Source organism: Roseibium sp. (assembly GCF_025698965.1).
Lineage (GTDB): Bacteria > Pseudomonadota > Alphaproteobacteria > Rhizobiales > Stappiaceae > Roseibium.
In genome coordinates this window covers 1-19374 of record NZ_JAILWL010000060.1, presented here as the reverse complement: position 1 = coordinate 19374, position 19374 = coordinate 1, and the positions used below count along the sequence as shown (strand labels likewise).

The following is a 19374-nucleotide window of genomic DNA, read 5'->3' as shown; positions in this document are numbered from 1 at the left end:
TCGCTTGCCGATCTCAAGACGGGTGATCAGTTGACCACCGCCTCCAGAACTGTGTCTCTGGAAGATATTGAACATTTCGCGGAATTTACCGGTGACACCTTTTACGCCCATATGGATGAAGCAGCAGCCAGACGAAACCCGTTCTTCGACGGTCGCGTCGCGCATGGCTATCTGATCGTATCTTTTGCAGCGGGCCTTTTTGTCGATCCGGATGAGGGGCCGGTGCTGGCCAATTACGGTGTCGACAATTTGCGCTTCATGACGCCGGTTAATGTCGGTGATGCCTTGAAAGTACAACTCACAGCAAAAGAGATTTCTCCAAGAATTTCAGCTGACTACGGAGAAGTCCGTTGGGATTGTCTGGTGACCAATCAAAAGGACGAGCCGGTCGCCCACTACGATGTGTTGACGTTGGTTGCCAAGGAGTGGCCTGTTTAAGAACCAAGGCATCTTGGACATGTTCAAGGCCCTTCCAGTTTGATGGAAGGGTCTTTGCATGACATTCATTCATTTGATCTGTTGTCGATGACGCGTTTGGCCTTACCTGCCGACCGTTCAACGTGACCGGGTTCTGTTACATCGATGACGGCGGATACGCCGACGACGCTTTTGATATGATGAGCAAGTTCTTTTGCCGATGCCTTGCGTGCGTCCATTGTCGATGCACCTTGCAGCGCTTCCACATGAACCGTCATGACGTCCAGTCGATTTGTTTTGGTAAGTTCAATCTGGAAATGCGGAGATAACCCGCTGCATTTCAGAATTTGCTCCTCGATCTGGGTCGGGAAGACATTGACACCTCTAAGGATGATCATGTCGTCGGAACGTCCCGTGATCTTCTCCATCCGCCTCATCGACCTTGCTGTACCGGGAAGCAGCCTGGTCAGGTCGCGAGTGCGGTAACGGATCATCGGCAGACCTTCTTTGGTCAGCGTTGTGAAGACCAGCTCGCCAATCTCGCCGTCGGGCAAAACCTCGCCGGTTTCCGGATCAATAATCTCCGGGTAAAAGTGATCCTCCCAGATATGAAGACCATCCTTGGTTTCAACGCACTCGTTTGCAACACCGGGGCCGAGAATTTCCGACAAACCGTAGATATCGACGGCATTCATGTCGAATGCCTCTTCAATTTCCGTTCTCATCGCATTGGTCCACGGCTCGGCGCCGAAGATACCGGTCGCAAGAGAGGTTTCTCGCGGATCGACGCCCTGGCGTCGGAATTCGTCCAGAATGGAAAGCAGATATGAAGGCGTCACCATGATGATGCGCGGCTTGAAATCCTGGATCAACGTGACCTGACGTTCTGTCATGCCTCCCGAAACAGGCACGACGGTGCACCCTAACTTTTCCGCACCGTAATGCGCGCCAAGTCCTCCGGTAAACAGGCCATACCCGTAAGCAATGTGAATAATATCACCCGGACGACCGCCAGAGGCCCTGATCGAACGCGCAACAAGGTGACCCCACATGTCGATATCGTTCGCCGTGTAACCGACGACCGTTGGCTTGCCGGTTGTTCCGGAGGAGGCATGAACTCGGACGATTTTGTCACGCGGAACGGCGAACAGACCGAAGGGATAATGGTCTCTGAGGTCGGTTTTGGTGGTAAAGGGAAACTTGGAAAGGTCAGACAGGGTTTTCAGATCACTCGGATGAACACCCTTTTCGTCAAATCTAGTCCTGAAAAGCGGAACGTTTTCATATGCATGTGCGACGGACCACTTCAGTCTCTCAAGTTGCACAGAAGCTATCTCGTCCCGTGATGCTGTTTCAATAGGTTCCAGATCTCCCGGATGCGGAGCCAGATCTTCCATTGTGTCCTCCCAGGAAACGTTTTTTCGAACGTTTCACTCACTCTGGCAAAATTGTGCCTTTGGTTGTTCTTGAGTTGCCGCGAAATTCGGCAATCGTTTCGCCGTCCTGGTTTGTCACCGTCACATCGTAAAGCCCTGAACGGCCTTTGCGAGATCGTTCCTGTGCAGTTGCCGTCAACCGATCGCCCAAAAGCGCAGGAGTAAGAAAGGTCACATTACAGTGTTGCGCCACGGTAACCTGGTTGTAGGTATTGCAGGCATAGGCGAAAGCACTGTCGGCCAGCGTGAAAATGTAGCCGCCATGGCAGATGCCGTATCCATTGGTCATTGTCTTCCCAACGGTCATCGTCATGATCGAATGACCTGGCTCGACCAAATCGAGCTGCATGTGGAGATTCTGAGAAGCTGTGTCTTGTGACCACATGCGCTGTGCGCAGGCTTTTGCTGTTTCGATTGGCGTCATGCGAAATCCAGGTGTGTATTCAGGAACCGGTGAAACGGGCAGGGCGCTTATCCAGAAAGGCAGCCACGCCTTCGCGGTAATCGGTGGTCCGCCCCGCCAGTCTTTGTGCATCGCGTTCAGCATCCAGGTGGGTGTCTAGCGATTGATTGGCGGCGTCCTGCATCAATTGCTTCGTAAGGGCGAGGCCTTTTGTTGGCCCAGTTGACAGGCCGTTCGCCAGCGACGACGCGACGTTGAGCAAATCTTCATCGGGAACGGATTTCCAGATCAGCCCCCAATCGGCAGCGGTCTCAGCGTCGAGCGGTTCTGCGGTCATGGCAAGCGCCTTTGCGCGCGCTTCTCCGATCAATCGAGGCAAAAGCCATGTGCCTCCGGAATCGGGAACAAGACCGATTTTGGAAAACGCTTGAATGAAGCGGGCCGAACGTGCAGCCACAACGATGTCACACGCCAACGCAATATTCGCTCCCGCTCCGGCGGCGACACCGTTGACTGCACAGATGACCGGTTTGCCTAAGGAACGTATTTGACGGACCAGGGGATTGTAGAGCGTTTCAAGAGTGTTCCCAAGATCGGGAGCGGGGCCACCGGACCTCATGTCACGATCCGAAAGGTCCTGTCCTGCGCAAAATGCTCTTCCTGACCCTGTCAGTAAAAGAGCTCGGACATTTGAATTGCCGTCGGCTTCCGAGAGGTGTTCCCGAAGCGCGAGATGCATATCCTCGTTAAAGGCGTTGAGTCTTTCTGGCCTGTTCAGCGAAAGGTGAAGCGTTCCGTCCTTCAATTCCGCCAACACCGGTTTCGTTTCAGCCATGCACCCTCCAAAGCGTCACGTAAATTGGCAATACGACCATAAATCCGTGACATTAATGCATGTTGTGCGAAGCGGGTCAAAGTCTGAATCGTTCATTCATTGAACTTCTCAGCACGACGATCGACCGGGACACACTTTACTTTGCTTTCCGACTCTAAATCTTTTTTCGAAAAGTCAGAAATTCGCAGGTCCCAAGTCTTCGGACATTGTTTTTGTTCGATTTTTATCTCTTCGAAACGTAACTGTTCAGCAGTTGTTTACCTCGAATGTGCATAGACTAACTCGAAGTTTACGCAAGCGTTAGGCTGTCATGTTCACTCGTAGTAAGTCCTCTGCACAAGACTATTCGCTCGATATGCCGATGGAACTTGAAGAAGGTCCACCACCGGTCGTGTATCGGCGTGTTCTGCAGATTCTTTCTCTTGGCATCGCAGCGTTTCTAGGTTGGGCCTGTTTTGGTCAGGTGCGGGAAGTTGCGAAGGCAGCGGGTGAGATTGCACCGGCTGGAAAGGTCCAGACCATCGGGCACCTTGAAGGCGGCATCGTCGCGGAAGTTCTGGTTCAGGAAGGACAACTCGTGGATAAGGGAACACCGCTTGTCCGACTTCAGGAAACCGCGACTTCAAGCGATCTTGAACGTGTTCAGGATCGTTTGGCGTTCCTCCTGCGTGAAGAGCAACGGCTGGCTGTCGATCCAAGCAATGCCTTTCGGTCCGGTCTCCGTCTTGGGTCGGATGTGAAATTCAGCGAAGCGCAATTGGCTGTGCTGGCAGCTCAGCACAAGGCACTTGCACAGGAACAGCATGCGCTGAAGGCCCGTGTCAGGGAAAAGGAAGCGCAACTGTCGAGTATTCTTGAGCGGATTTCGTTGCAGGAAACCCAACTGGAAATCGAACAGGAAAAATTTGAGATTCAGGAGAAGCTGCTTGAGCAGGGCTATACTTCAAGACGCAGGTTCCTGGATACCAAATCATCGCTTCAAAACGCGCAGAGTCTTCTAAGTGAACTCAAAGGCATGAAGGGGCGTGCGCAAGCTCAACTTGCGGAATCGAAGGCGGGGCTAGAGCGTTCAATCGCCCTTGTAGCAGAAGAACTCGCAGAAGAACGCAGCCGCGTTGTTCAAGAGCGCAGCGAACTGTCATTTGAGGCGGAAAAACAGCGGGATCGCTTCGACCGGCTTTTTGTCAGGGCTCCGGCCAGTGGTCATATCAAGGCCCTCAATTTGAAGGGGCCAGGAAGTGTGCTTGCTCCCGGCGATGTGGTTGCGGAAATCGTTCCCAGTGACAGTGACCTTGTCGCGGATGTAAGGATCTCGCCAAGGGATATCGGCCATGTGGAAGTAGGTGATCAGGCCGAAATCGCCATCACGACATTCGATCCGAACATTCAAGGCACCTTGAAAGGCGAGGTCTCCGTGATCTCGGCTTCAAGCTTTCGCGACGAGAACGGCAACTACTTTTTCAAGGCAAAGATCCCTCTTTCATCCAATCGGATCGGATCCGGCAATCAGGCCGAGACGATTTCGCCGGGTATGGTGGTGGATGCGAAAATCGTCACCGGCTCAAAGTCGGTTATGCAATACATGCTGAAGCCGGTGACGCGCGCGATCGGAGATCCGCTCAGCGAACGGTGAGGCAATATTGAAGAGGGCAGCCGGAAATTCTTTTGTTCGTATTGATCGGTCATAGAACCGGATCGGGTTGAGCCTTCTTTCTGCTTCGCTCAGGCTGCGTTGGCAAAAACACAGGTTCATGGCTAGGGAGTTATCGAAAAGCCATGCTCTGAGAGCAGATGCCATATGCAGTTTTTGCGCTACTTCTCCGAAACTTGTCGATCTATGTATCGCGCAACGAAATTCCGTTGAAGGACTTGTTCAGATGACAAAAGTAGCAAAAGACTGCGTCAGCTTGCTGGCTGTGATTTTGGTAACCGCCGCATTTATTGGCCTGCATTCGTATATGGTCGTTTCCTAATCTGTTGACGTCAGAATTCCGACAATAGGGGAAACAGGCAGGACCGGTTTTCGCATGGGGCATGGTTGCAAACTGACCTGGTACCTGATGTTTGACGGCGGGATACGGCCCGGATAGTTGGATAAAAGTACAAAAACCCCGCTGGAAACAGCGGGGTTTTTGCATTGCAGATTAGCCCTGAAATCAGCCCCAGCGAATTTCTTCCATCTCCGTGAAATCAATCTTGCTGCCGTCAAGGAATTCAATCGTTCCGCTGGCGTCTTCGGTGAGGTCCAGTTTTCCATTCTCCAGGTCAGTCGTTTCGATAGAACCCTCGGTGATTGTGATTGTCCAGTCGGTGCCAAAGTCGCCAGCCGCGCTCACGCCGGGACCGCCGCCAAGATCAAGGACATCGGTCCAGGCCGCACCGGCTCCACCAGAAATAGTGTCGTTGCCATCGCCCAGGCCATACATGAACAGGTCAGATCCATCGCCGCCAACCAGATTGTCACCATCGGCGCCGCCGATAATGACGTCGTCTCCGGCCCCGCCTGAGATCATGTCCTGCCCACCTTCGCCGAACAGCAGATCACGCCCGCCATTTCCGGAAATCATATCAGCTCCGGCAATCGAACCGCCTTCGATCCGGTCACCGTAGTCACCCGTCGAAATGTTGTCGCCTCCGCCAACACCATCTACGGAAATTGATTGACCGGAACCACTGAATGTTCCGTTGCCCGTTCCACCGGTAAATTCATAGTCGTAGTCGCCCGAGACAGTGATACTGAATGTTTCGGAGGACTCTGAACCATCGGCCGAAGCTGCGGTTATGGTCAGATCAACAGAGCTTTCCACCTGACTGTCGAAGAATGCATGATCGGCAATCGTGACGACACCATCGGCATCGATGTCAAATCGATCGTCGTTCAAACTGTAGCTCACAGCCTCGCCATCGGGATCCGTCGCTGTCGCCGTGATGCCAACTTGAGTACCAGCGACATCGGTTTCATGGATCGTGTTCGTCGAAGCATCATTGTCGGAAACGGGCCCGACCGAGGTGTCGACTAACTCAATTGCAAGTTTGTCACCATCGGCAAAGCTGAAACTTTCAACATTCGACACAATGTCGGTGCCATCGGGACCAGATGCGCGAGTGTCTGTGATGGTGAAGCTGCCGTCATCGTTTTCAACAATGTCATAGTCGGCGAAATTTCCGGAATAGACTGCAGTGTCGGCATCTGCGCCACCGTCAAGGGTGTCATCACCGGCACCGCCAAACAGAGTGTCGTTTCCTTCACCACCGGAAAGTGTGTCATTACCGTCTGCAGTCCAAATGACGTCGTCGCCAGTGCCTCCATCAACACTCATGTCCGTCGAATAAGTGTAAGTGGAGCTTGTCATGTCGAGCAGATCGTTTCCTGCTCCAAGTTCAACAGTTTCGATACTGTCCAGGCGCGCGCCGGATGCTTCCGAATGCATTTTCGAGAAGCCGTCGTCAAGAAAAACGGCGTCGGCCTGGTCGGTGCCGCGCAATGTGTCCGTTCCGTCACCTCCATGAAAAACGTCGGAATTTCTGGTCTTTCCGGTGAGGGAAACAAGATCACCGGTTTCAACATTTCTCGCGTAGTAACCGGACCAGGAAGTTTCACCAGCCAGGATCATTGTGTCGTCACCGGCGCCGCCCTGAAGAAGGTCGGCACCCTCAGAACCTGCCAGGGTATCATCGCCGATACCGCCTATCAGCCAGTCAGCTCCGTCTCCTCCGGATAAGTTACCACCGTCTTCGTGGGCAGTTATTGTGTCATCTCCGGAACCACCCGTTACAGACAGTTCCGCGCGAGCCTCATCCGTGAAGGTAACGCCACCATCTGCCAATTGAAGGTTTTCTGCGATGTCGGCGACCGAGACTGAAAATGTTTGGCTGGACGTGGTCCCGTCCGTAGACGTCGCCGTCACGATCAACGAAATGCTGTTTTCCGCTTCCAGATCAAAGCTTGCTTCAGATCCGACGGTCACCACACCGCTGGCGTCGACGCTGAACCGGTCATCGGAAACGGAATAAGTGACGCTGTCAGAGGCATCTGCATCGGTTGCCAGCGCAGTGATTCCAATTCGCGTACCAACTGCCGCGTTTTCCGAGACACTGTTGTCGGATGCGTCTGTATCCGAGACATTGGAAACCGCGCGTTCGTTGACGTCGGAAACAGCAATTGTGAAAGTTTCCTGCGAAGACGATCCATCGGTCGATGTGGCAGTGATGACAATGTCGATTGCCTCTTCGGTCTCCGCATCGAAACGGGCACCGGAGGCGACGATTATTGAGCCATCATCGGCGACGCTGAATCTGTCGTCCGAGACGGAGTAGGTTACACCGTCCGTCGCGTCTTCATCGGTCGCCAGAGCGGTTATCCCGATCTGCGTTCCAGCGGCTGCATTTTCAGCAATGGAATTGGTTGAAGCATCTTGATCGGAGACTTCACTGACTTCCGTTTCCGATACATCGGCAACAGAAATCACGAAGTCTTCGGAATAGTTAAGCCCGGCCTCATCGGTCGTCGTGATGGTGAGCGTGACACTGTCTTCATTTTCACGGTCGAGAGTCTCGGTGTCTTTGAGCTTCAACAGTGCATTACCATCGCTATCACGAATGATTTCAAAGCGTTGATCCGAAACTGAATAGGCATGGCTGTCTGTGTCGTCGGCGTCAGATGTCGTGATCGTACCGACGACCGCCCCGGATACATTTTCGCTGATCGTCATCGGAACTTCAGTCAAGGAAACGTTGTCCAGCAGCGCGCCATAGCTATCGTTGTCTTCCGATGCTTCCCGGATTTCCAGCACATCGTCGCTACCGGTACCAACTACCTGGAAATCATATGAATTCCAGTTTCCCATTTCCGGATCAAACGACGAGACAAGGTCGCCGTTCCAGTAGATTTCCACCGTACTTGTAGCGGAACTGGATCGGGCGCGGATATCCATCGAGAGATCATAGACCTGACCGTTGGTTGTCTCGACGGATTGCGAAATCGAATTCACATTGTTACCGGAATCCAGCTCAAGATGCTGATCTCCGTCAGTCGCATGCACACCATCAAACGTATCCCAGACCTCAATGGATCCGCTTGAGGACCACGCATTGGTGGGATCGGAGGCAACCTGTGTCCAGGAACCGGAGGACAGGTCGAATGCTTCAAAACTTCCATTTTGAATAAGGTTTCCCGATTGGCCGCTCAATTGAATGTCAGTGGGCGCATTGTCACTGATATCAGACACTTCCAACGAGAAGGTTTCCTGCGAAACGGATCCGTCAGTGGAAGTCGCCGTCACGGTAACGTCGATCTCGCTTTCGGTTTCGGCGTCAAACAGGGCACCGGAAGCAACGGTAACTGTTCCCGCATCTGAGATTTCAAACCGGTCATCGGAAACGGAATAAGTGACGCTGTCGGAAGCATCTGTGTCGCTTGCGAAAGCGGTGATTCCAACCTTCGTTCCGGCAACTGCATCTTCGGCGATCGTATTTACAGATACATCACTGTCTGAGACAGCCGAGATGGCATTCTCGTTAATGTCCGACACGGTAATTGTGAAGGCTTCCTGCGAGGTCGAGCCGTCCGAGGAGGTTGCTGTCACGACAACGTCAATAGAACTCTCCGTTTCTGCGTCGAATTTTGCTCCGGAGGCGACTGTAACCGTGCCGTCATCAGCAACTTCGAACCTGTCGTCCGCAACGGAATAGGTGACGCTGTCGGAAGTGTCGGCATCTGTGGCGAACGCGGTGATGCCCGTTTGTGTTCCAGCTGCTGTATGTTCTGCAATGGTATTGTCGGAATCATCTGTATCGTAGACGTCGGTAACGGGGGTTTCGTTGACGTCGGAAACTGAGATTGAGAACGTCTCCTGTGAGGACGAACCGTCAGTAGAAGTCGCTGCCACGACAACGTCTATGGAACTTTCGGTTTCCGCGTCGAATTTTGCACCGGAGGCGACTGTAACCGTGCCGTCGGCAGCTACTTCAAATCGATCGTCAGAGACGGAGTAGGTGACACTGTCGGAGATGTCCGCGTCCGTAGCCAATGCGGTTATGCCGACTTGGGTGCCAGAAACAGCGTCTTCTGCAATGTTGTTGGCCGAAGCATCTGTGTCCGTGACGTCCGTTGCTGCAAATTCACTAACGTCGGAAATCCTGAGCGAATAGAGTTGCGATGTTTCGGATCCGTCGGTGGACGTTGCGGTGACTGTAAAGGAAACAGAGCTTTCGGTTTCCGCATCAAAAATGGCATCGGCTGCGATTGAAACAACGCCATCACCGTCAATTTCGAACCTTGAATCGTCAATTGTGTAAATGACGGTGTCGGATACGTCGAGATCTTCGGCTGAAACCGCAATGCCTGTTTCGCCCGCTGTGACATCTTCGCGGATCTGGTCAACTGGTGTTCCGGTCTCCTCGATTGACGAAACGTCATATTCGTCAAAGTCTTGGATGGTGATTGTGAATGTTTCAATCTGTGTTTCACCATCTGAAGCAGTCGCAAGAACGACAATACTGTGGGTTCCCGCGGACTCGGCATCAAGTTCACCTGCAACGGTTACGATGCCACTTTCCGGATTGATGGCGAATAAGCCATTCGCATCATCAAGTAGGCTGTATTGCACCAAAGCGTCCACGGTGACCACGGCGGATGCCTGAATGCCCGTGACTGCGCCAACTGCAGCGTCTTCGGCAACTGAGTTTTCCAGATCGTCCACGTCAGACAAGGCAGAAAGCCCGGATGCGGCAGGCTCTGAAAGGGTAATCCTTTCCTCGGCAGGTTGTGTCGCCCGCGCTGAGCCCGCAACCTGATCCACCTCTGACCGGCTATTCTCGTTACCTATCGGTTGGGTTGAACCGGTTTCTTTGTCCGGATTTGCCACAAGTTGTGAGAAAACGTTGACCGTTGCAACATCACCAAGTGCTGCCTCAGAGATCGGAGCTGCAGCCTGTAATCCATCATCTGTAGGGATGGGTTCCGGCTGCCTAACTTGCGTTTCGGATTGGTTTTGTTCCGCTGATTGGTGAGGTGCTGGAGCTTGATTGGTTGTGTCTTTATCCGGCACAGTCGAAGCGGGAGTAGGTTCCTCACCGGGGAGACGCTGATTTTGAGCTGAATGCAAATGCAGATTTGCGTTCACCTGTTCGGACGAGACACCCTTGTCTTGCTGCAGATGGTAGTCATGTACCTTGTCGAGATGGTTATCTCTGGTGTCGAGCAATGCCGATTGTAGATAGCTGTCCGATGTCAGCGTCGTTTGCGACCCGGAATTTCCGCCGTCAGATGGGGCAGTCTTCTGCTGGCCCTGGTTTTCTGTATCGCTTGCCATTCGATCGATCACCCGCCCAATTGCCAATGAACAACATCAACGCCATCGTCGTTAACAAAGCGAAAAGTTACTCAGCGTCTTTAGGGGTTTGTGATGCAGAAATTCCGAATTTACTTCGTAAGGTAAACGCTTTTTAAACCGGAAGAGTTGAGTTTGAGTCAACACGCAGACGACTCTGGCGCAAACATGTTCAATTCAGTGTTTTCCTCCTTTTTTCTTCCTCGCTTGAAAGTGAGGCATTCACCTTCGGGAAACTGGATCACAGCACCTCGTTTGCCACGCGATGTCATCGTGGCATCGGTGTTTGCGAATGTTCTTGCGCTTGCACTGCCGCTTGCCATTTTGCAGGTCTATGATCGGGTTCTGCCAAACGCTTCGACGGATACGCTTCTTGTGCTGATGTCGGGAGTAATCTGCGTACTCGTTGTTGATGCGATGATCAAGATTGCACGCACCGCCGTTGTTGGCCGATTTGGCGCGAGTTTCAATCATCAGGCTCACAAGGAACTGTTCCGCCGTGTTCTCGATGCCAAGCCTGGACAGTTTGCAAAAACACCAGTCTCGGTTCAGGTGCATCAGCTGCGAGCATTGCAATCGATTTCAGACCACTATGGTGATCAAGGGCGGTTGCTGGCAATCGATTTACCGGCGGGTGGAATATTTCTCGCCGTCTTGATCTTTATTTCGGGGCCGTTGGCACTTGTGCCGGTTTGCCTCCTCGGCGTGTTTTTGATGTTCGCGGTAAACCGGAACCGGCTTCTACAGAAAGTGGTCGCTGAAAGAGCCGGCCAGGACGATCGCAAATCAGATTTCATCCTCGAAGTTTTGTCCGGAGCAAAGACCGTAAAGTCCCAGGCAATGGAAGCGCTGATCATGCGCCGTTTCGAACGCCTGCAAAGAGATACAGCGAGACTGAGCCAGAAATACATGCGCCTGTCCGGTCAGGCACGGGATGCATCTGCATTGTTCGGTACTATGACAACAGTTTTCGTTGTCTTATTTGGGGCCGTCATGGTCATCAATGGCAATTTCAGCATAGGTGGCGTGGCGGCCAGCACTCTGTTGTCGGGACAATTTGTTCAGCCGTTTTTGCGAGCAATCAATCAACTGACAGACATGCAACGCCTGAAGCACGACTACAATCAGGTTCAAAACCTGTTTGAATTGCCGGGTGTTGAGGCTCGGGCCGCCGAAGAATTTGAAACTGATGGGTCAATCGAACTGGTCGACGTTTCTGTCGAAGTCGGAAACGGAAAGCGAAAAGTCTTTTCCGGAGTGAACCTTTCAATCCCTCAGGGACAGTTCGTCGGTTTCATCGGTGCGGATGGCAGCGGTAAGTCCACGCTCATGAAGCTTCTGACCGGAGAGCAATCGCCAACTTCCGGTAAGGTGCGCCTCGGTGGACGGGATTTTGACGGTCCTTACAAAAATGCTCTCAGGCAAAGCGTTTCCTACGTCGACAATCAGACAGCCATTTTCAATGGCACGATCCTGGAAAACATAACCATGTTCGGTGCCGTGTCAGATATTGTTCATGCACGGATGGCTGCAAAGCTGATTGGTCTGGAAAAAGAAATCCATCTTTTGCCCAAAGGATATGAAACGCGTCTGGGGGCAGACCTGGGAGGGAAAGTACCCGCCGCCACATTGCAAAGAATTTGTATTGCAAGGGCGCTTGCAGGGGAACCAAGAATACTAATCCTTGATGAGGCTAACGCACAGCTGGACCAACAGGCAGACAGAGGCTTGATGGATGCTCTGAAGCGCCTGAGGGGGCATGTAACTGTTGTGATCGTCAGTCATCGACCGTCAATGCTCGCACTTGCCGATCAGCAATACGAGCTTCGCGACGGGCAAATTCACGTTTGTCAGACGCGGGAGATGTCCACCAAGGCGCAAACAGTGGGGATTTCGGCATGAGCAAGGCGTTGTTTGATCTCGATGATCTTCATGCCACCGACAATCCGGTTCACCGCCAATGGAACGATCTGTCGTCTGAAATGACTGCTTCCGCGGATGAAATCTCAGCATTTCAAAAGCTTGAGCTGGATGCTGCACCCGCAGAAAAATGTCTGATTCCGCTGCTCCAGGAAATGCACTGGCAAGGGAATGACCGTCTGTTGTTCGAAGCCTTGCCGCATTTTGACCGTATCGAAACCTTTCAGGAATTACGCACCGTCCTGAACCGGATCCATGTGCAAACCATAGCCTGCAAGACTGACGCGGTGGATCTCACACAAGCGCAACTTCCAAGTCTGCGTGTTTTAGAGGGTGACGTCCAAATTCTTGTCAGCAAAACCGAGACAGGAGAGTTTCGAGCCTTTTCCGGTCTGGAAGGGCAAGCGCTTATCCTGTCGCCAAGGGAAATTTCAAAATCAGAAATTTACCTGGTCTGCGATAAACGGGAGGATGAAAGTCAGGTCCAAAACAAGCGGAGTTGGTCCTCGACAGCTTCCAGGAAGTTCCGGAGCAGTATCTTGTCGATACTGGCGTTAGGCTTCGTGTTGAACGTCATCGCACTCGGCCCCCCTTTGTTCATCATGGCTATATACGACAAGGCGATGGGATCAAAATCCATCGATGTCCTGATCACCATGGCGGTTGGCGTCGCGATCATAATCGTCTGCGAATTTGCGCTGCGAAAGACCAAAAACCACCTGCAATCCTACTTGGGAGGGCGCATAGACGCGATCGTCGGCAACAGGACGTTCGAACGGATCTTGCACTTGCCGTATTCCATGTTATCCGAAGCACCTATCGGCACTCAGGTCATGCGCCTGCGATATTTCGACAGCGTCCGCGATATTTTTCAGAGCTCGCTGTTCAACGCGATTGTCGACATTCCGTTTTCATTGATTTTTATCACAGCCATTTTTCTTATCGGTGGACCGGTCGCACTACCGCCACTTGCTCTTTTGGTGATCTATGCTCTGATTGCCGTCTACGTGTTACCAAAAGTCCAGCGGGAAGTCGCAGCTGTCGGTGAACAAAAATCCAAGCTGAACAGTTTCATGATCGAAACCTTCAGAAATCAACGCGTGTTGCGCAATTTGTCAGTAGAAGATACGTGGCTTGACCGGTTTTCAACGCTTTCTGCAGACTTCAACAAACTGAACGTACATGCCCACCATCTAACTCATGTTCTTCAGACTGTTTCGCAAACACTGATGACGATCTGCGGGATTTTGGTTCTGGGGATTGGTGCGCTGCAGGCCATGAATGGTGACATGAGCCTTGGTGCTCTGATTGCGACGATGGCCTTGTCTTGGCGTGTTCTAAACCCGATGAACCAGGCATTCCTCAGCATTACGCAACTTGCACAGAGCAAGACTGTGATCGGTCAGATCAACAATCTGATGAAAACGCCGTTGGAACGCGAACCCGGACACCTTCCAAGGATCACAAGAGACATCAGGGGAGATCTGAAAATCTCCTCGCTGGTTCTCAGATATCCGGGAGCGACCGAGGCTTCGTTGAAAGGGGTCGAGCTGAACGTCAGGGATGGCGAATTGATTGCAGTCACGGGGCCGAGCGGTTCCGGGAAAACTGCTCTGTTTCAAGCCCTTACAGGACTGTTTCAGCCTCAGGTCGGGTCCATTCTATTCGATGGTCTGGATGTTCGTCAGCTGGATGCGGGGGAGTGGCGGTCCAAGATCGGTTATGCGCCGGATGATCTCGATTTCTTTTATGGAACCGTCAAACAGAATCTTTTGCTGTCTGATCCCGGGTGCAGCGACGAGAGACTACTGCAAATCACCGATGAACTAGGCCTGCTGCCTTATTTGGCCGAAAATTTTCAAGGCCTGGAAACACGTCTGAATGGTGAAATACTCAAACTCATTCCGGACAACATGAAGCAGCGCATCGTGTTGGCAAGGGCCCTCATCAAGACGGTGCCGCTCTATCTTTTCGACAATCCCGGCACGCATCTTGATTTTGACGGTGACAAGAAATTCATGGCGATGATAGGCAACCTGCACGGCAAGTCGACGATCCTTATCAACACGCAGCGGCCAAGCCACATGAAAATGGCGGATCGCGTAGTTGTGTTGAAGTCAGGGCAGATTGCGATGATTGGGACACCTGATCAGGTTATTCCCGTTCTCATGGGCGCAAGTGCAAAGGCAAGCTAAGGAATTGCTATTCGAGGTCCAGGATACGAAGTGCGCCCGGCAAAGTGGCGCACCTCGTCTCGTCTCCTAAGAAGCGTTTCCTGGACGGATATCCTCAACAGCTTGCTGAAACGCCGGACCGGCGAGAATTGCATCCGCATAAGCGTGCCCGAGGACCTGTCCGGACGTTACATCCATGGGATAGTGGACGCCGGCTATCACTCTGCCATGTCCGATCCGGTTCGCCAGATCCATCAATTCATCCGTCTTCTCCGGAAAAACCTCCGCCAGGAGGCGTGCATAGACAACAGCCCGGATGGAATGGCCGCTGGGATACGATGCAACGGGTCTCGCGTCTCCCAGAGGCTCCACCGCAGCATTGATTTCGAAGGGCCGTGGATAGTCGTAAACAGCCTTGACCGCATCATAGTCTGTTCGGACCTCGTTGATGGCACCGTCAATCAGTGCCTTCATTGCGGGCCCGTTCACTTCGAACATGGCTTCACCTACTACCGGTGCGAACCGTTCAACATTGAGGGTGGTTTCCGCAAACTCGGACTGTTCCGGTGTTCGGGTCTCCTGAAGCCAAAGAACGGTCGACATTTCTTCGTGGAATTTGGGTGTGCCGAGGGCAGGTGGCGTGGAGATTTTGCTTTGCGCTTCAACAGCATTTTCGGGGAGCAGTGTTGCAGTCGAAGACGCCGCTTGCGCAGACGTCGTCGCAGCTGCAACGATGATCGCAATCGCGGTAAGAGTTCCAGTCAATCTCTTCATCTCGGGCTTCCTCCACTCAACACGAAAACAAGATGAAACGGGTTTTCACTTGTATGAGAGATGATGTGGAGCGAGGAGTATTCAAATTAAGAATTTGTAACTAATGCTTCCGTGTATCCGAAATACATGTAGAGGTATATTTTTAATACTGATCATTACATTCAATAAAACGTATAGGTTCGGAAAAATTGGACCGGGTTGAATATTGGTGTTATGAAGTAGCCAATTTACTCTTCTGCGTTATCATTCAGAGCTCCACAAAGAGAGCCAACAGGCATTGCGCCAATTTTACCCATTTCGACTGATGTGCAAATCCGGTATGAAAGCCTCATGCGTAGATTACTGATCGCATTGTTGCTTCTCGTCTTTGCTGGCATCCATTCGGTCGCCGCGATGAGTCCTGTTGAACCCGATACGGTGGTGGTATCCGCAAACTCGTTACATCCTGAGGGCGACCTGAATACAGATGCAAGTGCTGGTATTTCCCATCACGCACAGTGCTGTGACTTTGCGAACAAGTCAGGCGGTACGGGAAAGATCTCGAATTGCAGTGCTGATTGCGCCTCATTCAAGGTCGAAGACTTCATTCATCAGTTTGCATCCGAGTGCGTCCTGGAGACAACTCCGTTGCCGGGACTGACGGATTTTTCTCCCGTCCCGCAAGACCGACCTCCCAAGAAAGGCTGACACTTCGTTCCGGGGCAGCCGTCATGATGCTCCGGTCTGTCAGTTTTTTGGAAGGTCGAACGAAAGTCCGGATTTTGGCCGGTTTGCACCACTGCAATCGTTCGCCTTGATGTGAAGGTGAATTTTCAATGAGAACTCTGAAAAGTCGCAACGGTGAACAGGTGACTGTCCCGATTGTCCTGCCGATCTCTACCAGGTCGGGGGACCGGAAACCCATTCTTCGAGGGAACAGCTTGTTCATGATGGCTTGTTGCGTCGCCATGGTCGCAGGTACAGGCATCCTGCTGTTGTCAGCACCCGCCGGTCAGGCGCTCGGTAAAACACTGATGCTTGCGACACCGATGCTCGGTTGCCTTGGAATGCATGTGCTGATGCATCGCTTTATGGGAAAATCCTGTCATGCGCCGTCAAGAAAGGAGAAGCAAGATGACTAATCGCTCGCTGGTTCTGTTCCCACTCATCGGTCTTTTGACCAATTTGCCGTCAGCTTCTGCCGATGAAGCCAAGACAATAACTGTCTATAAAACACCTTGGTGCGGCTGCTGCGAAGCCTGGTCGGATGCCATGAAGGCGGCAGGGTTTCATGTAGTGACAGAGAATATGGAAGATCTGACTGCTATCAAAAAACAGGCAGGGGTTCCCGAGGACCTGCAGGCCTGTCATACAGCCGTGGTAGGCGGCGATCGAAAATATGTCGTCGAGGGTCATGTGCCGCTTGAGGCGATCAGCAAGATGATGACTGAACGCCCCGATATTCGCGGACTGGCAGTTCCGGGCATGCCTCAAGGCTCGTTGGGAATGGGGTATGACCCTTCTGCGGTCTACACCGTATTCGCTATTGGGATGAGCCCGGGTGAAACGCCGGAGCCTTATCTGACAACAGGCGACTAGCGTTCTTCAGGTGTCTTTTGAACAGGGCACTTAATTATCGAAGGGGGCGAGCTCTTTGAGCTTCGCCCTCAATCCCAAAGAACTTTGTTGCCTTCGATTGAACCGCACGATGAAAAAAGCCCTCATAATTTGGTCCTTCCTGTTCGGTGCTCTGATTCTTGCCGTTCTGGTTTTCGGTTACTTCGCCTCACTTCCTACTGCTCCAAACTCGCATTCAGGCCGTATCGTTTTGCGAGCAAATGACAGGGCAGTGGTAGCCAGGGGGGCAGAAATCTACGTTGAAAACTGCGCGTCCTGTCACGGAGCAGACCTCAAGGGAGAGCCTAACTGGCAGACCGAAAATCCGGATGGTTCCTGGCCGGCACCGCCACATGATGCAAGCGGGCATACTTGGCACCATGCTGACGAGCTGCTCTTCACAATCACAAAATACGGGACTGCCGAAGCTCTCGACATACAGGAGTATGTTTCAAACATGCCAAAGTTTGGGAAAACACTTGGCGACGAGGAAATCATCGCGGTGCTTTCCTGGATCAAAGCCCAATGGCCGGACGAAATCAGACAACAGCACGATGCTCTGAACGAGCAGGTGCGTCGTGCCAGATAGTTTGTCGATGTTTCTGGTATTGCCGCGGGTATTGTCGGGTATGCCAACACGCCCACTTCTTGACTGGTCAATCCTCACGAACAAGCGTTTGTGCTTTCCGGCGGGCGCTTGGGGAGGCACCAAATCTGGATTTATAAACTTTTGCAAAATGCGCTTGATTTATGAAACCTGCAGTCATTGCAACTTCAACGAAGGGCAATCGGGTTTTGCGGACGAGTTCGTCCGCCTTTCGCAGACGAATATCCATGTAACACTGCATGACCCCCTTGCCGAACTGTTCTTCAAATCGTCGCAATAGCTGACGCCTGCCAAGCCCCGTAAGCATCGCAATCTGATCCAGACTCAAGGGATCGGCAATATGGTTTTCCATCAATTCGAGTGCGCTGACGACCGCCATGTGAAGGTGCGTCTTGCCTTCGGAAAACCCGGATCTTTGCGGATCTTCCGCACTTCTGACACCGGTGTGAATGCACCAATCGCTCACGGACCTTGCAAGCTCGCTTCCATGTGCCGACTGTATCAGCGCGTGCATCATGTCGAGCGGCGCGACACCACCCGCGCAAGTGTAGCGGTCGCGGTCGATAATGAAGAGGCGTCGTTCCATCAGGAACCGGTCCGACAGTGCACGCAGTTCTTCAAAATGTTCCCAGTGAACCGTGAAGCGGCGACCTTCCAGCACACCGGCTTTCGCAAGAAGAACCGCGCCACCCGAAATGCCGCCAAGCGCGGTGCCATGCGCGGCCAGAGCGCGTAATTTTCCAAGTAGCTGCGGGTCCCGAACGGACATGGGATTTCCACCCGCGACCACAAAAAGGATATCAAGATCCGTACCATGCCGGGGCAGCGGTTCAGTATCGAACGATGCCCCACAGGATGCGGACATTCGACCGCCATCCTTTGATAGATACCGAATTCCGTAGAGCTCCGTTCCGGACAGCAGATTTGCAGCCCTGAGTGGCTCAATCGATGCCGCTGAAGACATTAGGGCAAAACCATCAACAAACAGAAAGCCAAACGTTTGACGTGATCCGTATTCCAACACAAGACTCTCTTAGATGACACTTTTGAAATATAATAAGACAGAATTAGAAAAACTAGAAATCTGAATTGCGCCACACTCATAAAAATTCTGACATGAGGACACTGTGACTTATTCCGGTTTCAGACTGATCAAGGAGGCTTTGACGGGCCACAAGGGGTGGAAACCCGTCTGGCGCGATCCCGACCCCAAACCTGCGTATGATTTTGTCATTATCGGTGGTGGCGGCCATGGACTCGCAACCGCGCATTACCTTGCAAAGGTTTACAAGAAATCGCGGATCGCGGTTCTTGAAAAGGGATGGATCGGAGGGGGAAATGTTGGCCGAAACACAACAATTATCCGCTCCAATTACCTGCTTCCCGGCAACGAGCCATTTTACGAGTATTCCCTGAAATTATGGGAAAATCTGGAACAGGATCTGAATTACAACGCCATGGTCAGCCAGCGTGGGATCATGAACCTGATCCATACCGACGCGCAGAGAGACGCCTACCGCCGGCGCGGCAACGCAATGATCCTTCATGGATCCGATGCGGAACTACTGGATGCAGACGGCGTTCGCCGAGAGGCGCCATTTCTGAATTTCGATAGTGCCAGGTTCCCGATCAAGGGAGCGCTGATGCATCGACGTGGTGGCACGGTGCGCCACGACGCGGTCGCCTGGGGCTATGCCCGATCCGCCGACCGGCATGGTGTTGATATTATTCAGAACTGCGAGGTCACCGGTTTTCGTATCGAAAACGGCAAGATCCAGGGTGTTGAGACGACACGGGGATATATCGCGTCAGGCAAGGTTGGCGTCGCCGTCGCAGGGTCTTCCGGGAAAGTCATGTCTTACGCAGACCTCAGATTGCCGA

The 19374-nt window shown here is 52.5% G+C and carries 15 protein-coding genes; 9 read left to right on the top strand and 6 right to left on the bottom strand.

The window, feature by feature from the left end:
* Window positions 1-438 (top strand): MaoC/PaaZ C-terminal domain-containing protein (locus K5905_RS07195; RefSeq protein ID WP_297581942.1); only part of this gene is annotated, 438 nt, incomplete at its 5' end.
* A 65-nt stretch (window positions 439-503) separates the two neighbouring features.
* On the opposite strand, the gene paaK is transcribed toward K5905_RS07195, so the two are convergent.
* The 3 genes from paaK to paaG are packed head-to-tail and all read right to left on the bottom strand — an operon-like array spanning window position 504 to window position 3091.
* Window positions 504-1814: a phenylacetate--CoA ligase PaaK gene (paaK, locus tag K5905_RS07190; protein ID WP_297581940.1), complete on the bottom strand. Its 1311-nt coding sequence runs from the start codon at window positions 1812-1814 to the stop codon at window positions 504-506.
* A gap of 37 nt (window positions 1815-1851) precedes the next feature.
* Window positions 1852-2277 (bottom strand): hydroxyphenylacetyl-CoA thioesterase PaaI, encoded by a 426-nt coding sequence (gene paaI, locus K5905_RS07185; RefSeq protein ID WP_297581938.1) that lies wholly within the window; start codon window positions 2275-2277, stop codon window positions 1852-1854.
* A gap of 19 nt (window positions 2278-2296) precedes the next feature.
* Complete coding sequence (paaG, locus tag K5905_RS07180; RefSeq protein ID WP_297581936.1) at window positions 2297-3091, bottom strand: 2-(1,2-epoxy-1,2-dihydrophenyl)acetyl-CoA isomerase PaaG; 795 nt, start codon at window positions 3089-3091, stop codon at window positions 2297-2299.
* Window positions 3092-3401: 310 nt separating this feature from the next.
* Here paaG and K5905_RS07175 point away from each other — a divergent pair, with 310 nt between their 5' ends.
* A complete protein-coding gene (locus K5905_RS07175; RefSeq protein WP_297581934.1) occupies window positions 3402-4724 on the top strand; it encodes an HlyD family type I secretion periplasmic adaptor subunit in 1323 nt (440 codons plus the stop codon).
* A 523-nt stretch (window positions 4725-5247) separates the two neighbouring features.
* Here the strand turns inward: K5905_RS07175 and K5905_RS07170 are convergent.
* Window positions 5248-10404, bottom strand: a complete 5157-nt coding sequence (locus K5905_RS07170) for a cadherin domain-containing protein (RefSeq protein ID WP_297581932.1) — start codon at window positions 10402-10404, stop codon at window positions 5248-5250.
* A gap of 291 nt (window positions 10405-10695) precedes the next feature.
* Here K5905_RS07170 and K5905_RS07165 point away from each other — a divergent pair, with 291 nt between their 5' ends.
* The gene (locus K5905_RS07165) at window positions 10696-12324 is read left to right on the top strand and encodes an ABC transporter transmembrane domain-containing protein (protein ID WP_297581930.1); all 1629 of its coding nucleotides are present in this window, start codon (window positions 10696-10698) and stop codon (window positions 12322-12324) included.
* A complete protein-coding gene (locus K5905_RS07160) occupies window positions 12321-14537 on the top strand; it encodes an ABC transporter transmembrane domain-containing protein (RefSeq protein ID WP_297581928.1) in 2217 nt (738 codons plus the stop codon). Before K5905_RS07165 ends, K5905_RS07160 begins: the two co-directional genes overlap by 4 nt.
* Before the next feature lie 66 nt (window positions 14538-14603).
* On the opposite strand, the gene K5905_RS07155 is transcribed toward K5905_RS07160, so the two are convergent.
* Window positions 14604-15290: a phosphatase PAP2 family protein gene (locus tag K5905_RS07155; protein ID WP_297581926.1), complete on the bottom strand. Its 687-nt coding sequence runs from the start codon at window positions 15288-15290 to the stop codon at window positions 14604-14606.
* A 330-nt stretch (window positions 15291-15620) separates the two neighbouring features.
* On the opposite strand from K5905_RS07155, the gene K5905_RS07150 reads away from it, so the two are divergent.
* The 4 genes from K5905_RS07150 to K5905_RS07135 all read left to right on the top strand — a co-directional run bounded on the left by K5905_RS07150 (window position 15621) and on the right by K5905_RS07135 (window position 17475).
* The gene (locus K5905_RS07150) at window positions 15621-15977 is read left to right on the top strand and encodes a hypothetical protein (protein WP_297581923.1); all 357 of its coding nucleotides are present in this window, start codon (window positions 15621-15623) and stop codon (window positions 15975-15977) included.
* Window positions 15978-16105: 128 nt separating this feature from the next.
* Window positions 16106-16411, top strand: coding sequence for a hypothetical protein (locus K5905_RS07145; RefSeq protein WP_297581920.1), 306 nt, complete (start codon window positions 16106-16108; stop codon window positions 16409-16411).
* Entirely contained in the window at window positions 16404-16868 is a 465-nt protein-coding gene (locus K5905_RS07140) for a DUF411 domain-containing protein (protein ID WP_297581917.1), read from the top strand. The genes K5905_RS07145 and K5905_RS07140 overlap by 8 nt, the downstream gene beginning before the upstream one ends.
* A gap of 109 nt (window positions 16869-16977) precedes the next feature.
* Complete coding sequence (locus tag K5905_RS07135; protein ID WP_297581914.1) at window positions 16978-17475, top strand: c-type cytochrome; 498 nt, start codon at window positions 16978-16980, stop codon at window positions 17473-17475.
* Between the two features lie 67 nt (window positions 17476-17542).
* Here K5905_RS07135 and K5905_RS07130 read toward each other — a convergent pair whose 3' ends face one another.
* Window positions 17543-18358: a GlxA family transcriptional regulator gene (locus K5905_RS07130; RefSeq protein WP_297581911.1), complete on the bottom strand. Its 816-nt coding sequence runs from the start codon at window positions 18356-18358 to the stop codon at window positions 17543-17545.
* A gap of 262 nt (window positions 18359-18620) precedes the next feature.
* On the opposite strand from K5905_RS07130, the gene K5905_RS07125 reads away from it, so the two are divergent.
* The coding region (locus K5905_RS07125) for an FAD-dependent oxidoreductase (protein ID WP_297581909.1) at window positions 18621-19374 on the top strand (754 nt) is incomplete at its 3' end.